Source organism: Pseudomonas sp. SF2 (genome assembly GCF_036858055.1).
Lineage (GTDB): Bacteria > Pseudomonadota > Gammaproteobacteria > Pseudomonadales > Pseudomonadaceae > Aquipseudomonas.
On record NZ_JAMBDI010000006.1, the window covers coordinates 1 to 12,976 of the forward strand.

Annotated in this window: 12 protein-coding genes, 1 tRNA gene and 1 pseudogene; 6 read left to right on the forward strand and 8 right to left on the reverse strand. The window is 57.9% G+C overall.

What is annotated here, in order from left to right; translation table 11 throughout:
* Nucleotides 1–66: 66 nt before the first annotated feature.
* The 4 genes from yacG to M2S36_RS03625 are packed head-to-tail and all read right to left on the reverse strand — an operon-like array spanning nt 67 to nt 2,964.
* Nucleotides 67–267 carry a DNA gyrase inhibitor YacG gene (gene yacG / locus M2S36_RS03610; RefSeq protein WP_063911152.1) on the reverse strand — a complete coding sequence of 67 codons (201 nt, stop codon included), beginning with the start codon at nt 265–267 and terminating at the stop codon, nt 67–69.
* Complete coding sequence (coaE, locus tag M2S36_RS03615; RefSeq protein WP_063911153.1) at nt 264–887, reverse strand: dephospho-CoA kinase; 624 nt, start codon at nt 885–887, stop codon at nt 264–266. Before coaE ends, yacG begins: the two co-directional genes overlap by 4 nt.
* Complete coding sequence (locus tag M2S36_RS03620) at nt 887–1,753, reverse strand: prepilin peptidase (protein ID WP_333956721.1); 867 nt, start codon at nt 1,751–1,753, stop codon at nt 887–889. The genes coaE and M2S36_RS03620 overlap by 1 nt, the downstream gene beginning before the upstream one ends.
* A gap of 2 nt (nt 1,754–1,755) precedes the next feature.
* A complete protein-coding gene (locus tag M2S36_RS03625) occupies nt 1,756–2,964 on the reverse strand; it encodes a type II secretion system F family protein (RefSeq protein ID WP_333956722.1) in 1,209 nt (402 codons plus the stop codon).
* A 216-nt stretch (nt 2,965–3,180) separates the two neighbouring features.
* On the opposite strand from M2S36_RS03625, the gene M2S36_RS03630 reads away from it, so the two are divergent.
* The 3 genes and pseudogenes from M2S36_RS03630 to M2S36_RS03640 form a co-directional block, all read left to right on the forward strand.
* Complete coding sequence (locus tag M2S36_RS03630) at nt 3,181–3,591, forward strand: pilin (protein ID WP_023660630.1); 411 nt, start codon at nt 3,181–3,183, stop codon at nt 3,589–3,591.
* A 71-nt stretch (nt 3,592–3,662) separates the two neighbouring features.
* Nucleotides 3,663–3,738: transfer RNA gene (locus tag M2S36_RS03635), tRNA-Thr, on the forward strand.
* Nucleotides 3,739–4,020: 282 nt separating this feature from the next.
* A pseudogene (locus M2S36_RS03640) lies at nt 4,021–4,398 on the forward strand (Fic family protein); the annotation flags it as partial.
* A 481-nt stretch (nt 4,399–4,879) separates the two neighbouring features.
* Here the strand turns inward: M2S36_RS03640 and M2S36_RS03645 are convergent.
* A complete protein-coding gene (locus M2S36_RS03645) occupies nt 4,880–6,589 on the reverse strand; it encodes an ATP-dependent nuclease (RefSeq protein WP_333956724.1) in 1,710 nt (569 codons plus the stop codon).
* A gap of 1,047 nt (nt 6,590–7,636) precedes the next feature.
* Here M2S36_RS03645 and M2S36_RS03650 point away from each other — a divergent pair.
* Together M2S36_RS03650 and M2S36_RS03655 are read left to right on the forward strand one after the other, a co-directional pair.
* Nucleotides 7,637–8,080, forward strand: a complete 444-nt coding sequence (locus tag M2S36_RS03650; protein ID WP_333956725.1) for a GFA family protein — start codon at nt 7,637–7,639, stop codon at nt 8,078–8,080.
* A 611-nt stretch (nt 8,081–8,691) separates the two neighbouring features.
* Entirely contained in the window at nt 8,692–8,919 is a 228-nt protein-coding gene (locus tag M2S36_RS03655) for a hypothetical protein (RefSeq protein WP_333956726.1), read from the forward strand.
* 227 nt (nt 8,920–9,146) lie between these two features.
* Here M2S36_RS03655 and M2S36_RS25050 read toward each other — a convergent pair whose 3' ends face one another.
* Nucleotides 9,147–9,278, reverse strand: a complete 132-nt coding sequence (locus M2S36_RS25050; protein ID WP_207835592.1) for a YHYH domain-containing protein — start codon at nt 9,276–9,278, stop codon at nt 9,147–9,149.
* Between the two features lie 199 nt (nt 9,279–9,477).
* On the opposite strand from M2S36_RS25050, the gene M2S36_RS03660 reads away from it, so the two are divergent.
* Nucleotides 9,478–10,365, forward strand: a complete 888-nt coding sequence (locus M2S36_RS03660) for a LysR family transcriptional regulator (RefSeq protein ID WP_325175955.1) — start codon at nt 9,478–9,480, stop codon at nt 10,363–10,365.
* 29 nt (nt 10,366–10,394) lie between these two features.
* Here M2S36_RS03660 and M2S36_RS03665 read toward each other — a convergent pair whose 3' ends face one another.
* Both M2S36_RS03665 and M2S36_RS03670 read right to left on the reverse strand, forming a co-directional pair.
* Complete coding sequence (locus tag M2S36_RS03665; RefSeq protein WP_207835607.1) at nt 10,395–11,747, reverse strand: ANL family adenylate-forming protein; 1,353 nt, start codon at nt 11,745–11,747, stop codon at nt 10,395–10,397.
* A 27-nt stretch (nt 11,748–11,774) separates the two neighbouring features.
* Nucleotides 11,775–12,971 carry a cytochrome P450 gene (locus tag M2S36_RS03670; protein WP_233693816.1) on the reverse strand — a complete coding sequence of 399 codons (1,197 nt, stop codon included), beginning with the start codon at nt 12,969–12,971 and terminating at the stop codon, nt 11,775–11,777.
* Nucleotides 12,972–12,976 lie beyond the last annotated feature (5 nt).

Genomic DNA, 12,976 nt, shown 5'->3' on the forward strand with positions numbered 1-12,976 from the left:
GCCGTGAGGTCTCTGTGGGAGCGGGTTCACCCGCGAAAGGGCCCTGAAGGGCACCTTGTTATCGGCTCAATGCCGCGGCTCCAGGTCCCCCGAATACAGTTCATCCTCGGAATCTTCCGCCCCCGGAATCTTGTGCTCCTCCGCCGCCCAGGCCCCCAGGTCGATCAGCTTGCAGCGGTCCGAACAGAACGGCCGGAACGGGCTTTTCTCGTGCCATTCCACAGGTGCGCCACAGGTCGGGCAATCGACGGTCAATGGCTGGCTCATGGCTGGCCTCCTCGTAAAGTCAGGTAAAAGTGGTGCAGGCGGTCAATCTGCTCATGCAGCGCGGCCAGGTCGCCGTCATTGACCACCACATCATCGGCATGGCGCAGGCGCTCCTCACGGGCCAGCTGGGCCTTGAGAATGGCCTGCACCTGCTCGGCGCTGGTGTTGTCACGTGCCAGGGTACGCGCCACCTGCAGCTCCTGCGGCGCATCGATCACCAGCACCCGCTGGGTTTTCTGGTGCTGCCCCGACTCGATCAGCAGCGGCGACACATACACCGCATAGGGCGACTGCGCCTTGGCCAGGTAGCTGAAAATTTCCTGCCCGATCAGCGGGTGCAGCAATTGCTCCAGCCATTTGCGCTGCGCCGGGTCGGCGAAGATCAGCTGGCGCAGGGCGGCACGATCGAGTTGGCCGTCCGCCTGCAGCACGCCGGCACCGAAGCGCTCGACGATGCTGGCCAGGGCCGGGCGGCCAGGCTCGACCACCCAGCGCGCCGCCTGGTCGGCATCGACCAGGTGCACGCCAAGCTCGACGAAACGCTCGGCAGCGGCGCTCTTGCCGCTACCAATGCCGCCGGTAAGGCCGAGAATCCAGGGGGTAAAGGCCGCAGTGGTCATCAGAATCCAAGCAGTTGTGTGTATGAAGCGTATATTTCATCACCCCAGAGCACGGCAATCCACCCCGCAATCGCCAGATAAGGGCCGAACGGGATCGCCGTGCCCATGGCATGCCGGCGCAGACGCAGCAGGCACAGCCCCGCCAGCGCCCCCACCCCCGACGACAGCAGCAGGGTCACCGGCAACACCTGCCAGCCACCCCAGGCCCCGATCAGCGCCATCAGCTTGAAGTCGCCATAGCCCATGCCCTCCTTGCCAGTGACCAGCTTGAACAGCCAGTACACCGTCCACAGGCTGAGGTACCCGGCCACCGCGCCCCACAGCGCACTGGTCAGCGGGACGTAGAGGCCGAAAGCGTTGACGATCAGCCCCAGCCACAGCATTGGCAGCACCAGCACATCCGGCAGCAACTGGTGCTCGGCATCGATCAGGCTCAGGGCCAGCAGGCACCAGGTCAGCGGCAGTGCCAGCAAGGCCTCGGGCGAAGCCCCAAAGCGCCAGGCCACCACCAGCGACAGCAGCGCGCTGGCCACCTCCACCAACGGGTAGCGCGGGCTGATGCGGGTTTTGCAGGCTGAGCAACGCCCGCGCAAGGCCAGGTAGCTGATGACCGGAATGTTCTCCCACGCGCGAATCCGATGCGCGCAATGCGGGCAGCGCGAGGCGGGTAGCCACAGGTCGAAACGCTCGTGTGGCGTGGTCGGCAACCCCAATACCTCTTGGGCCTCACGCTGCCATTGCCGCTCCAGCATGATTGGCAGGCGGTACACCAGCACATTGAGAAAGCTGCCCACCAGCAGGCCGAGCACGCCGGCCAGGGTGAGGAAGTACGCCGGCTGCTCAGCCAGTAAAGTCCATAGAGTCATGTTCAGATCAAGCTACCCAACTGGAAGATCGGCAGATACATCGCCACCACCAGGCCGCCCACCAGCAGGCCCAGGACCAGCACGATGGCCGGCTCCAGCAGGCTGGTCAACTGGTCCAGCGCCTGGCTGACCTGTTCCTCGTAATGGCTGGCGGCTTTTTCCAGCATCTGGTCCAGCGTGCCACTGGATTCCCCGATGGCCGTCAGTTGCACCAACAGTGGTGGAAACAGCGGCTCAGCGGCCATCGCCTGGTGCAGCCCCTGCCCATTGGCCATGCCCTGGCGCAGCCGCAACACCGCCTGCTCATGCAGGTCGCCGCCACTGACCCTGGCCACCGTGCCCAGCGCATCCAGCAACGGCACCCCGGCGGCGTAGGACGTTGCCAGGCTACGCGCAAACCGCGCCAGCGCCGCCTGCCCCAGCAGCGTGCCGAACACCGGTAAACCCAGCACTTGGCGAGATATCCACAGGCGCGCTGGCGCGTGCTGCCGGTAGAGCTGGCGCATGGCAAAACCCAGTACCACGCCCATCACCAGCAACAGCGGCGCAAACCGGCTCAGCCCTGTGGACAAGTCGATCACCCATTGGGTAAATGCCGGCAACGCCGCGCCCAAGCCGGCGAACATACTCTGGAACTTCGGAATCACCTCCAGCAACAAGATCGCCGACACCCCCAGCCCGGTCAGCAACAGCAGCAGCGGGTAGATCATCGCCTTGCGTACCTTCTTGTGCAGCACCCGACGCTGCTCCAGCATGCCCGCCAGCTGTTCCAGCTGCCGGTCGAGCGTGCCGGACTGCTCACCCACCCGCACCAGGTTGCAGTACAACGCATCGAACCAACCCGGATGGCGCTGCAACGCATCCGCCAGCCCCAGGCCCGAGGCCACATCCTGTTTCAATCTCTCCAGCAATGCCGCCTGCGCCGCATCGCAGCCACTGCGCCCCATCACCTCGAACGCCTGCAGCAGCGGCACCCCGGCCTTGAGCAAGGTCGCCAGCTGCCGGCTGAACCCCGCCGGGGCGGCCTTCTCCCGCCGTTTCGGCAAACTGAACGCCAGCCCGCCGGCAGGCCGCAAGCCGGCTACCCTGATGCCCTGGCGGATCAGCCCGGCGCGCACATAGGCCGGGCTGCGCCCGGGTGTTTGCCCGCTGACCGGCGTGCCGTTGGCGTCGGTGCCGTGCCAGGTGTAGAGGCGTGTGGATGGGGTCATGCAAAGGTCCTTTTCCTGCCCGTGCGACAAGCCTGGAAACAGCTTGCCGCGTCCATGCAAGGGCGCGCGTCCGTGATGCTCACTAGAGTAGTTCAGCGAAGACGACGCCCAAGCGGGCAGGGGTGACAAAAGGTGTCTGTTCAGGCCTACTGCGCCGCTGCCAGCCGGGGTCGAGCCTGACCTCAACGAGTACGCGTATCAAAAAGGAAAACGTTCATGAAAGGGCAACGCGGTATCACCCTGATCGAACTGATGATCGTCGTCGCGATCATCGGCATTCTGGCGACCATCGCCTTACCGATGTACACCAACCACCAGTCACGCTCCAAGGCCGCGGCCGGGTTGCTGGAGATCAGCGCGCTGAAGACGGCGATGGACCTGCGGTTGAATGACGGCAAGGATGTGGCGGATGTGGCCGCGCTGGGTGGCCAGCCGGCGACGGCACACTGTGCGATCACGGCTAGCGGCAAGGCGGCGGATGGCAGCGGGAGCATCGTTTGCACGCTGGTGGATGCACCGGCGACTGTGCTGGGCAAGGCACTGACCCTGACGCGTTCGGCTAGCGGGTGGGCGTGTACGACCGACATTGAAGAAGACCTGGCGCCGAAGGGGTGCAAGGCGCCTTGAGGGTAGGGCAATAAGTCAGGGGAAACAGGGGTTTGCGTAACGGGTGCGAGCAGTGGTACGTTGCGCTACACGCCGGTGTAGCTCAGTCGGTAGAGCAGCGCACTCGTAACGCGAAGGTCGCAGGTTCGATTCCTGTCTCCGGCACCAGAATCAGTTGGCCTATGGCGATTTCTCGCTACCTGGCACCAATAGAAGCCCGCCTTGCGCGGGCTTTTTTGTTCCCGCTTTTTTCCCCATGGATCTGCGTGTTTTTGACTTTATGGTTCGCAGTTTTCCACTTAGGGTTGCACGCCATTTTTAGATAATGGTTAGCTGTAGTTCAGGTTTTGGCCAGTGTTTACGGGGTGAGAACAGAAATTTTTCTAGATAATGATTTTCCCGTTTAGAGATAATTTTGAGATTCCCCAGTTTTCTCACCACGACCTGTAGCTGCTGACCCCGTCCTTCGACTCGCCGCTGGTTGACGTTCTGGCCGAGCTCGAGTTTCTGTGCAGGCTGAGGCTGGAAGGGGACACTCCACCTCAGGTGTTCTTTCAGCTGAAGGCGCTGCCCCACACCCTGGAAAGCTTGGGGTCTGCTCGAATCGAGGGCAACCACACCACGCTGGCCGACTACATCGACAGCAAGGTCGAAGGGAAAGCCCAGAGCACCGACCAGTTGATGGAAATTGCCAACATCGAGAAGGCGATGGATTACATCGAAGCGGTGATCGAGCCCGGTGCAGACCTGACAGAGCATATGATTCGAGAACTGCACGCCATGCCCGTACTTGGGTTGCAACGTGAAGGCGATAAAACGCCAGGCGCCTCCGGGAAAGAGGGTAATTCTAACAAGTGCTCGGAGTGGAAAAGTTAGTTAGGTAAATCTTCTGGCAAATTTAAGAGTGGCGACGAAAATAGGCAGCGAAGGTGCCTGAATGAAGAAGTCTATAGATTAAAAATTGCTAATCGACCGAGTTTTAGCTTCACTGTATAGTCTAGTGGATCGCAACTTTAAAAGCGGCCACGGTAGAGCTGTGGTCGCTTTTAATTGCTGCTTGTATGCTAAGCTTATTTTCTTTTGAAACGAGCGTGTTCGTGAAGATTGTTGGCCTTGGCCCAATCTTGAACGCTTGACATCAATAGTGGCATGTATCCACTGTCTGTAATTGCAGTGGAGTCAAATGGTTCGTGTCGTTCTGATGACATCAAGTCTGCTAGAATGCCTTGGACTCGGCCAGCCAGTGCGTCATCTTGCGATATATTTAGGTATGTGTTCAGCGGTTTATCTTTAGATTCTTCTTCTCCTCCTAGGAAACGCTCGAAATCCGGAATACTGATACGATGTCGACGACAATTCCGGTTTCGCGTGCTTTTACAATGGCATTGCGGATTTTCTCGTTTTCGGTCCACATACCATTTTTGTCACCGTTTTTCTTGAAGGGTGGATCACAGTCATGCACGATGCCGAAATTTATCTTGAAATGAGCCATTACCTTGATCAGAGGCGTGAGAATGGCTTTGCCTCGAGCACGAATTACGGTTACTTTATCCACCAATTCATGCTGCCGCTCCAGGATCGACGACATGAAGGCAGCATGCTCTGTGTCTCCCTCGACCAAAATTGGATAAGACCCGAAAAAAACTTCTGAGAAACTTGGGTCTATATGCTGTAGCGCTTGCAGGCGTGCTTTGTCGTCACCTTCGAATTCGATCAGATCAGATCTATAAGTCTTTGGCTGTATAGGGCTGTTTTCAGCTTCGCTAGTTCGTTCGAGTCTCACAATGGTGGTGTGATCTTCAAACGGATTGATAAAGTAGGGTGAATGAGTAGTCATAACGACTTGCCAGTCTGGGCTTTCGGCAAGCCGATACAAATGGCGCTGGGCTGCACGAGATGCCATTGGGTGCAGCGCATTTTCCGGTTCATCTATCAGCAGCAAGTACCCTGGGAATGCAGGGTCGTCCGGGCTGTCCGGTATTGGAGCTCCTTCGTCGTGAGCTTCAAGTTGCGCTTTGGCTTGTTTGATTTCCTCGGTAAGTGCTTCTTTATCTGCACCTTTAGCTCTTGGTAGTTTTTTTTCAGACTCGGAAATAGACTTTTCAAGCCGCTTACGAAATTCGGCTCGTATTTCCTTATCTCGCGAAAGCTCATTGTGCACTTGAAGCATGGCCCAGAAGAGTGCTCTTCTGGCGCCAGTTCCTTGCTGGGTTAGATCTGTTTCTGTTGTGCCATCTTTAACTCTGAGGCTAGAGCCACCTTTGACTAATTCGGCAACTTTAGGTGCTAATGGAGTTGACCCGATTTGAAGCTTTACGTCTAATCCAGGGAAAACTCCTTTAAAGCCAGCAGATACTCGCCCTGCGATCTGATTAAAGTGTTCCTCGTGCGCGGTGCTGATCACATCCATATGATGTGAAACACTTGATATCGCCTTGGCCAACTCAGATTCTGGGTTCATTCTCTCCTTCTCAATCCCAGCTAAAAGTGGTGATAGCGCAAGCGCAAGGAGCATGTCTTCTGTTTTAGCCGCATCATCAAGTGAACCGATTCGTAATGGTCGTGGTAGACGCGAGCTAAAGACTGGATCTGCACCGCCAGCTTTACCATCTTCTGCCCAACCTCCTTGACCATCCTCTCCGCCTGTAGGATCCCAAGTTGTTCGGATCTTCACGTAAGTTGGTGGTGCCCACTGCCATCTGCTTTTGACTATAAGTAATCCATCTTTCTCAGTTTTCCACTTCTCATCAACATTACCAATACCTGCTGGAATGTGAACCTCAAGAATTACTTCCGAAGGTTGTTCGGGTGGTGCATACTGGCACCTATCTCTAATTGTATCAAAGGAGGCTGAGCCTTTGGCTAGTTCATAGGCGCGCAAGATAGTTGATTTGCCTGCGTTATTTTTCCCTACTAGGCAGACGATATTGTCGAGTTCTATGTCGGTCCCGTCATTCCCAATGCATCCAATGTTTCGTACAGAAATCCGCACAGGTTTTGATCTGTTCGTATCTGCCATCTCTTCATCCTTGTGGTTTGTTGAGCAAGGCTGGGAAATTTATAGCTTTAGATTTGTGCTGAGTTAACCTTTCTAGGGTTGTGGTATATTTGTTAGTTTGATAAATCACTGGTTAGGGTTTTTAATATTGCACTGATGTCTAGAGTGTAGAGCCTTTTTTCGGCGGGCCATCAATCAGTTGGATTAATGGCCTTGTACGATGTTGTTACCTTTTACCTCTTCCGAGGCTTGCCCGCGTCATCACGTTTTTCGCGAATTTTTCCATCCTTGTTTCTGGAGCGAGGTTGTTCGCCGCCACCAGGTTTTGGGACATTAACATTTGGATTTATTGGTCGACGATCGGTCATATCTTCTCCCTTAATAATTGCCTTTCTTGGATCAGCTCATCGCCTGGTCTTAAGGAGCCTAAGCGAAGGTAAAGCCTAGCTTGAGCGTAGCCCTTGGCCATCACTTTAGCCACATACCTCCCTCGATACTTTCGTATTAGATGCTGGCGGATGCCGGTCGGCAGTTAAAGTATTGAATAGCCCCTGGTGCGATGCCGCCGAGGCAGGTGGCGAGGGTGAGTTGGGTTTTAGGTATATGGTTAGATTACGGTTTGATATAGAGGCCGGAGGTCAATAAAAACGGGGTCTATGGGTGCCTTGTTCGCTCCTGTCTCCGCACCAGAGTTTGATGGTTTGATACAGTTTTTCCTGCGTTTAGCCCCTCCAAGAATGCTTGCCTTGTGCGTGCATTTTTTTTTCTTCCGTTTTCTGCTTTCGGCCGATCAGGCCAACTTAAGCCCAGCTTCACAGCCGAGTGAATAGTCAACGGTTTTTCACTTCCGGTTGTACGGGTTTCAAGATAATGGGTGACCGACATTTAGCTTTCGCCCCGTGTTTTCGGGGTGTTTGGCGAGATTTTTAAGATAGTGCTTTAATCGGTTATAGATATTTTCAGATGGCCGAGCTTTCCATCAGTACCTCCAGCGGCTGATCCCGTCCGCTCATCACACAACCCGCAGACCTACTGCTTTGTCTCCTCTGACACGACAAGAGAAACGCTATGACTGATGAAAAACACGATGATCGCCCTGTTTACCAGGCAGCCTGCCATTGTGGAACGGTGCGTTTTTCACTTCGCTTGACCGATGGTGTGCGTACAGCGCGCCGGTGCAACTGCTCGCTCTGCCGTATGCGGGGTGCAGTGGCGGTATCAGCCAACCTGGGCGACATCACTGTCACCCAAGGGCATGAGGCGCTCACTCTTTATCAGTTCAATACACGTGTTGCAAAGCACTACTTCTGCTCGAAATGCGGCATCTACACCTTCCACCAGCGCCGTTCCTCACCGGATCAATACGGGGTCAACGTTGCCTGTATCGAAGGCATGAGCCCATTTGACTTCCCGGAAGTCCCAGTCAGTGAAGGGCGGATTCATCCAAAGGACCGCGTAGCTGGAGGCTCAGTGACTGCTGGATGGCTGCGATATGAAAGCAACCATGATTGATTCCGATTCTACGTGGACATCGCGCGGAGAGCTGGGTGGATACCCTACATCCCAAGCCCTGTTTCCAGTGTCGCCGTTGGCCATGGAATCGACGCTAACCTAACTCGCAAATGCATGAACGGCGGGCCAGACATCATCATTGCGGCTGGCCCCCTGCTAAAGGCCCCTGATGGCCATCTTCCTACGAAACGCATTGCCCTTTCCGACTCTTGGAAACTTGCGAAAACAGCCACTCGGGAATAAAGTCCCCCCGTCACCGAAGCATCGGTGATGCGACCTTGGCCGGTCGGAATCGAAAGGCGCATCAGCGCCCAGTCTTCATCGCAGGCGCTTTTTTTGTGCCCGCGATGTCGCGTCATGGCGGTGGTGCGCGGGACACCTTCGGGTGTGCCGGGCTCCTTTCGTCCCGGTCGGCCAACCCGCGTACTGCTGCCACCTTAACTTGCTTGGCCGCGAGCGGTGGCAGTTCCATCACGAAAGGAACTCATGCATGACCACCGTAAATCCGCTAAAGATCCTTGTATCCGTTCTCCACCGTCGTACCTCGGCGGCCTTCAACGATCTCACCTCCAGTCAATCTCGCTCTGTCTCTGCAACAAGGGAGGCACGCCATGACTGACCAAGAATGCCTATCCACCATCCAAAGCTACGCCTGGACCCTCGAACTGTTAGGCGAAGCCCTGGTCCAGCACGACGAAATGCTGGAGTGCGAACACAACCCGCGCCTGAGCTTTCGCAACACTGCCGGTATCCATCAGGCGATCCGGATCATCAGCCGTCTGGCCAGTGAGCAGTGTGGGAAGGTCATGGAGCGAAACGGCCAGGCCCCTGAGCGTTAGGCGAGATCATCGATGAATGGCGGACGAGATATCACCCTTCGGCTGGTTCAGTTACACCACTTCCTGGACACGATCGGCAGCTATCGTCCGCCCGCATAGCCAATGAGTGCAGCGGCCAGCGCGACCATCGGGAACGGTACGATGAGCGCGAAGATGGCGTCGAGCAGGCCGCTTAAGCGTTGGCGTCCCAGGGGCAGGGACGCCAAGGCTCAGAGCTGCGGACCGCATCAATGGCAGTGATGGTCACCGGTCTTGTGATTGGTGTGGCAGCCCCGGGCGTCAGTACCGCCACTGTGCGCAAAAGCGACTACCGATGAGAACGAAAGGACTGCAGCGATCAACAGCGAAACGATTTTCATCAGGCTACTCCTTGCTTGGCCAGGTGGTGGCTTATTGCCATTTCCAGCGTATGGCAAAATGCTCCCGGTTAACAACCAGAGCAACGCTGGCACAGCGTATAACTGTCAAAACTGAGCGATATCCTTTTGGCCCGGTTAGGTGTTTTACTTAGTGCTTTAGATTGAGAAGGATCTGATCTAGATGGTGTCGAAGGACAGCTTGAGCGGTTTGATCGCGTTTGTACGTGCGGCTGAGTCGCAGAGCTTCACCTTGGCGGGGCGTGGTTTGGGTATTTCCTCCTCTGCCGTGGGCAAGAGCGTTAGCCGCCTGGAGGAGCGCCTTGGCGTGCGTTTGTTCCATCGCAGCACCCGACAGATCAGCCTGACCAGCGAGGGGCTGGACTTCTTCGCCCGTTGCCGCACCCTGCTGCAGCAATTGCAGGACGCCGAGGCGGCCTTGGCCAACTCCAAGCAAAGGCCCAAGGGCGTGCTACGGGTTAGCCTGCCGGCAGTAGGCTACCGTCTGATTTCCGGAAGCATGCGCGAATTCTACCGGCGCTATCCCGAAATAGAACTGGACCTGGACTTCAGCGACCGGATGGTCGATGTGGTGGAAGAAGGTTTTGACGCGGTAATCCGTAGCGGTGCGCTGCCGGACTCGAGCCTGGCCGCCCGCAAGATCTGCACCTTCCGCTTCGTGCTATGCGCGGCACCCGAATACCTGCAGCGCTATGGCGTCGCCCGCACCCTTCAGGACCTGAGCAGCTATCGGGGTATCGGCTACAAGCTGCCGTCGAGCGGCAAGCTGCAGCCATGGACGTTGCAGGCGCAGGGCGAGCGGGTTCAAGTGCAGGTAGAAACGGCGATGGTCATGAACAGTGTCGAGGCGGTGCTGGCGGCCTGCCGAAATGCCATGGGCGTGGCCTACCTTCCCGACTTTGTGATCCAGGAGTACATCGCCAGTAACGAGTTGACTCTGGTCATGCGTGAACTGAGTCTGCCGGGTGACTTCTGGATCGTCTGGTCGCCGACCAGGCTGCTGTCACCCAAAACACGCGCCTTCATCGACTTCTTGGGCGAGACTGACCTGATGACCAACGCCAGCTGAGCAAACCAGCTGGCGTTGCATCACGCAGGTCAGGCAATCAACAGCTTCTTGAAGCGCGCCGAGTAACGGATAGCCTCGACCACCTTGAGCCGGACCGGCACTTTGTAGCTGTCCATGCGTTCGCGGCTGTACTGGCGTATAGCCCGCAGGACCTCGGCGGTAGCATCGCCATAGTCGCCATCGAGTACCACCTCGGCGGCGACGAACTGCCCGGTCAGGCCGTTGCGCTCGCCATAGGCCTTGCAGTCCTTGATGCGCGGGTGCTGCATCAGCACCGATTCGACCTCGGCGGGGTACACCTTCTCGCCACCGACATTGATGATCTCCTTGCTGCGGCCAAGGATCTTCAGGTAGCCATCAGCATTGACTTCGACCAGGTCGCCGGTCTTGAACCAGCCGTCATCGGTGAAGCTGTCCATGCTGTGGTTGAGGTAGCCCATCACCTGGGTAGCGCTGCGCAGCCACAGTTCGCCGTCGACCACACGGTACTCGGTATCGCCTTCCTGGAAGCGCATGAACAGGCTGTCGGAGGACTGCGAGCTGGTGTTCATGATACCGGTTTCGCTGGTGCCAAAGGTTTGCAGGAATTTCACCTTGGGCAGTTTCTCGCGCAAGGCCCCCAGCAGGCTTTCGGGCATCGGCTCGGTGCCGTAGGTAATCATGCGCAGGGCCCCCAGGTCGTAGCGCCCGAAGACATTGTTGATGAGCATCAGATTGAGGAAGGTCGGCGAGGTCGGCAGCACCGTGATCCGGTGATCGGCGATCAACCGGGCGACGATGTCCGGGCTCTTGGTGGCGGCAATGGTTGCCGTGCCGCCGATGGTCAGGATGTTGAGCAAGGTGTTGATGCCGCCAATATGGTCGAACAGCAGGAACAGGAAAATGCTCAGGCGCCGAGAGCGCTTGTTCTGGTAGCTGGCCACCAGCCGATCGAGGTCGTGCAACATGGCCTTGGGCTGCCCTGTAGTACCGCTGCTGAACAGGATCAGGCCCGCATGCCCGAGCCCCTTGAGCTTGGCCACCAGAGCATTGTCCTCGCCCTGCGGAGTGTGCCGGGTGACCTCGCCGCTGTCGGCATCGATCTGGTACTCGGCTTGAGCGGCGGCAAGCTTGTTCTGCACTTCCTGCTCGTTGCTGGCGGTGTTCAGCGCGATTACGTTGCCGTTCTGGTACAGCGCCAGGAACAGTGCGATGCCACGGAACGAGAAATCGCCCTGGACGAATACCGTGGTCTGCGCCGCGACACCTTGGGCCCGCAGGTGTTCGAGCTGGCGCAGTACCTCGGCCTTGAGTTCGGCATAGCTATGGCTTTGCTGCTCGGTGTTGAGAAATGGTGTATCGGCAAAGCCGTCGAGCTGGTCGATCAGAGGCTTGAGAGTCATCAGAAATTCCCTTTTGTAAGGCTTCGCTCAGAAACGCACCGGAAGTTCGTTGGGACGGCGCAGCACGGTGCCGTTGATCCAGGCCAGCGATTGCGGCGCGCGGTCCAGCTGCATGTCGGGCAACTGTTCGATCAGCGTCTCGAGTACGATGCCGATTTCCAGCCGGGCCAGGGCCGGGCCCATGCAACTGTGGATGCCATGGCCGAACTGGATGTGTGCGGCCTTGTCCTCACGCAGTGGGTTGATCCGCAGCGGCTCGCTGAACACGGCCGGGTCGCGGTTGGCCAGGAACACATTGGCATACACGCAGGTGCCTGCCGGAATCTCACCACGGCTGGTACTCACTGCCTGAGTGGTGATGCGCGGGAAAGCCGACAGCTTGCCGATCGGGATAACCCGGATCAGCTCCTCGATCAGTGCCGGCAACTGCTCCCGGTTACGCTGGGCGTGCGTCCACAGCGCGGGGGCGCACAGAAGCGTGTAGACCGATTTGGTCATCACGCTCAGGGCGTTGTGATCGCCACCTAGCAGAATGCCCAGCAGCACGCCGACGAATTCCTCGTCGGTGAGTGGGTCGTCCATGCTCGCACGCTGGTCGACGTACTGCCGGATGAACCCGTCCGGTTCGGCGTGGCGGGTGCCACGCACGAAGTCCATCAGGTAATCGAAGCTAGCCTTGACCGCTACTTCGATACCCGGGATATCGTCCGGCGGCGCCGACTGGATGATCTGGCTCCAGGGGCGGAACAGTTCGCGGTCCTGCAGCGGGATCCCGAGGATGTGGCACACGGTGGAGGAGGTCAGGTCCTGTAACACCGAGGCGAACAAGTCCGGTGCCAGCTCGCCGTCACGCATGCGCTGGACGTTGCGCCGGGTGGTGGTTCGTACATGCTCGCGCAGGCTTTCCACCCCGCGCTTGCTGAAGGCTCGGGCCACAGTGGCACGCGAGCGCATGTGTGCCGGGTTGTCGAGGTTCAGCAGCAGCTCCGGCTGGGTCGGGCCTGGAAGGAAGGTCGGGCCACCTTCGACGTTGCACAGGGTGCGGCTGATACTCGGGTCGGCCAGGAAGCTACGGCAATCGTCGTAGCGGGTCAGGTGTGTGGCGACGTGGCCGCTTGGCAAGCGGATCTGCTGCAGTGGCTGGTCGCTGTCGAGCACGTGGTAATAAGGCGCGGCATCCAGGTTGGGGATGTCCATCACAAAGGGGAAGCTGTGGGTCGTCATGTCGG

What these genes read in the sequence shown, in the direction of transcription:
- coaE (WP_063911153.1), bottom strand. Translation starts at nt 887, where the DNA reads ATGACCACTGCGGCCTTTACCCCCTGGATTCTCGGCCTTACCGGCGGC.
- M2S36_RS25050 (WP_207835592.1), bottom strand. Translation starts at nt 9,278, where the DNA reads ATGAAAATCGTTTCGCTGTTGATCGCTGCAGTCCTTTCGTTCTCATCG.
- M2S36_RS03655 (WP_333956726.1), top strand. Translation starts at nt 8,692, where the DNA reads ATGACTGACCAAGAATGCCTATCCACCATCCAAAGCTACGCCTGGACC.
- M2S36_RS03650 (WP_333956725.1), top strand. Translation starts at nt 7,637, where the DNA reads ATGACTGATGAAAAACACGATGATCGCCCTGTTTACCAGGCAGCCTGC.
- M2S36_RS03625 (WP_333956722.1), bottom strand. Translation starts at nt 2,964, where the DNA reads ATGACCCCATCCACACGCCTCTACACCTGGCACGGCACCGACGCCAAC.
- M2S36_RS03645 (WP_333956724.1), bottom strand. Translation starts at nt 6,589, where the DNA reads ATGGCAGATACGAACAGATCAAAACCTGTGCGGATTTCTGTACGAAAC.
- M2S36_RS03670 (WP_233693816.1), bottom strand. Translation starts at nt 12,971, where the DNA reads ATGACGACCCACAGCTTCCCCTTTGTGATGGACATCCCCAACCTGGAT.
- M2S36_RS03665 (WP_207835607.1), bottom strand. Translation starts at nt 11,747, where the DNA reads ATGACTCTCAAGCCTCTGATCGACCAGCTCGACGGCTTTGCCGATACA.
- M2S36_RS03630 (WP_023660630.1), top strand. Translation starts at nt 3,181, where the DNA reads ATGAAAGGGCAACGCGGTATCACCCTGATCGAACTGATGATCGTCGTC.
- M2S36_RS03620 (WP_333956721.1), bottom strand. Translation starts at nt 1,753, where the DNA reads ATGACTCTATGGACTTTACTGGCTGAGCAGCCGGCGTACTTCCTCACC.
- yacG (WP_063911152.1), bottom strand. Translation starts at nt 267, where the DNA reads ATGAGCCAGCCATTGACCGTCGATTGCCCGACCTGTGGCGCACCTGTG.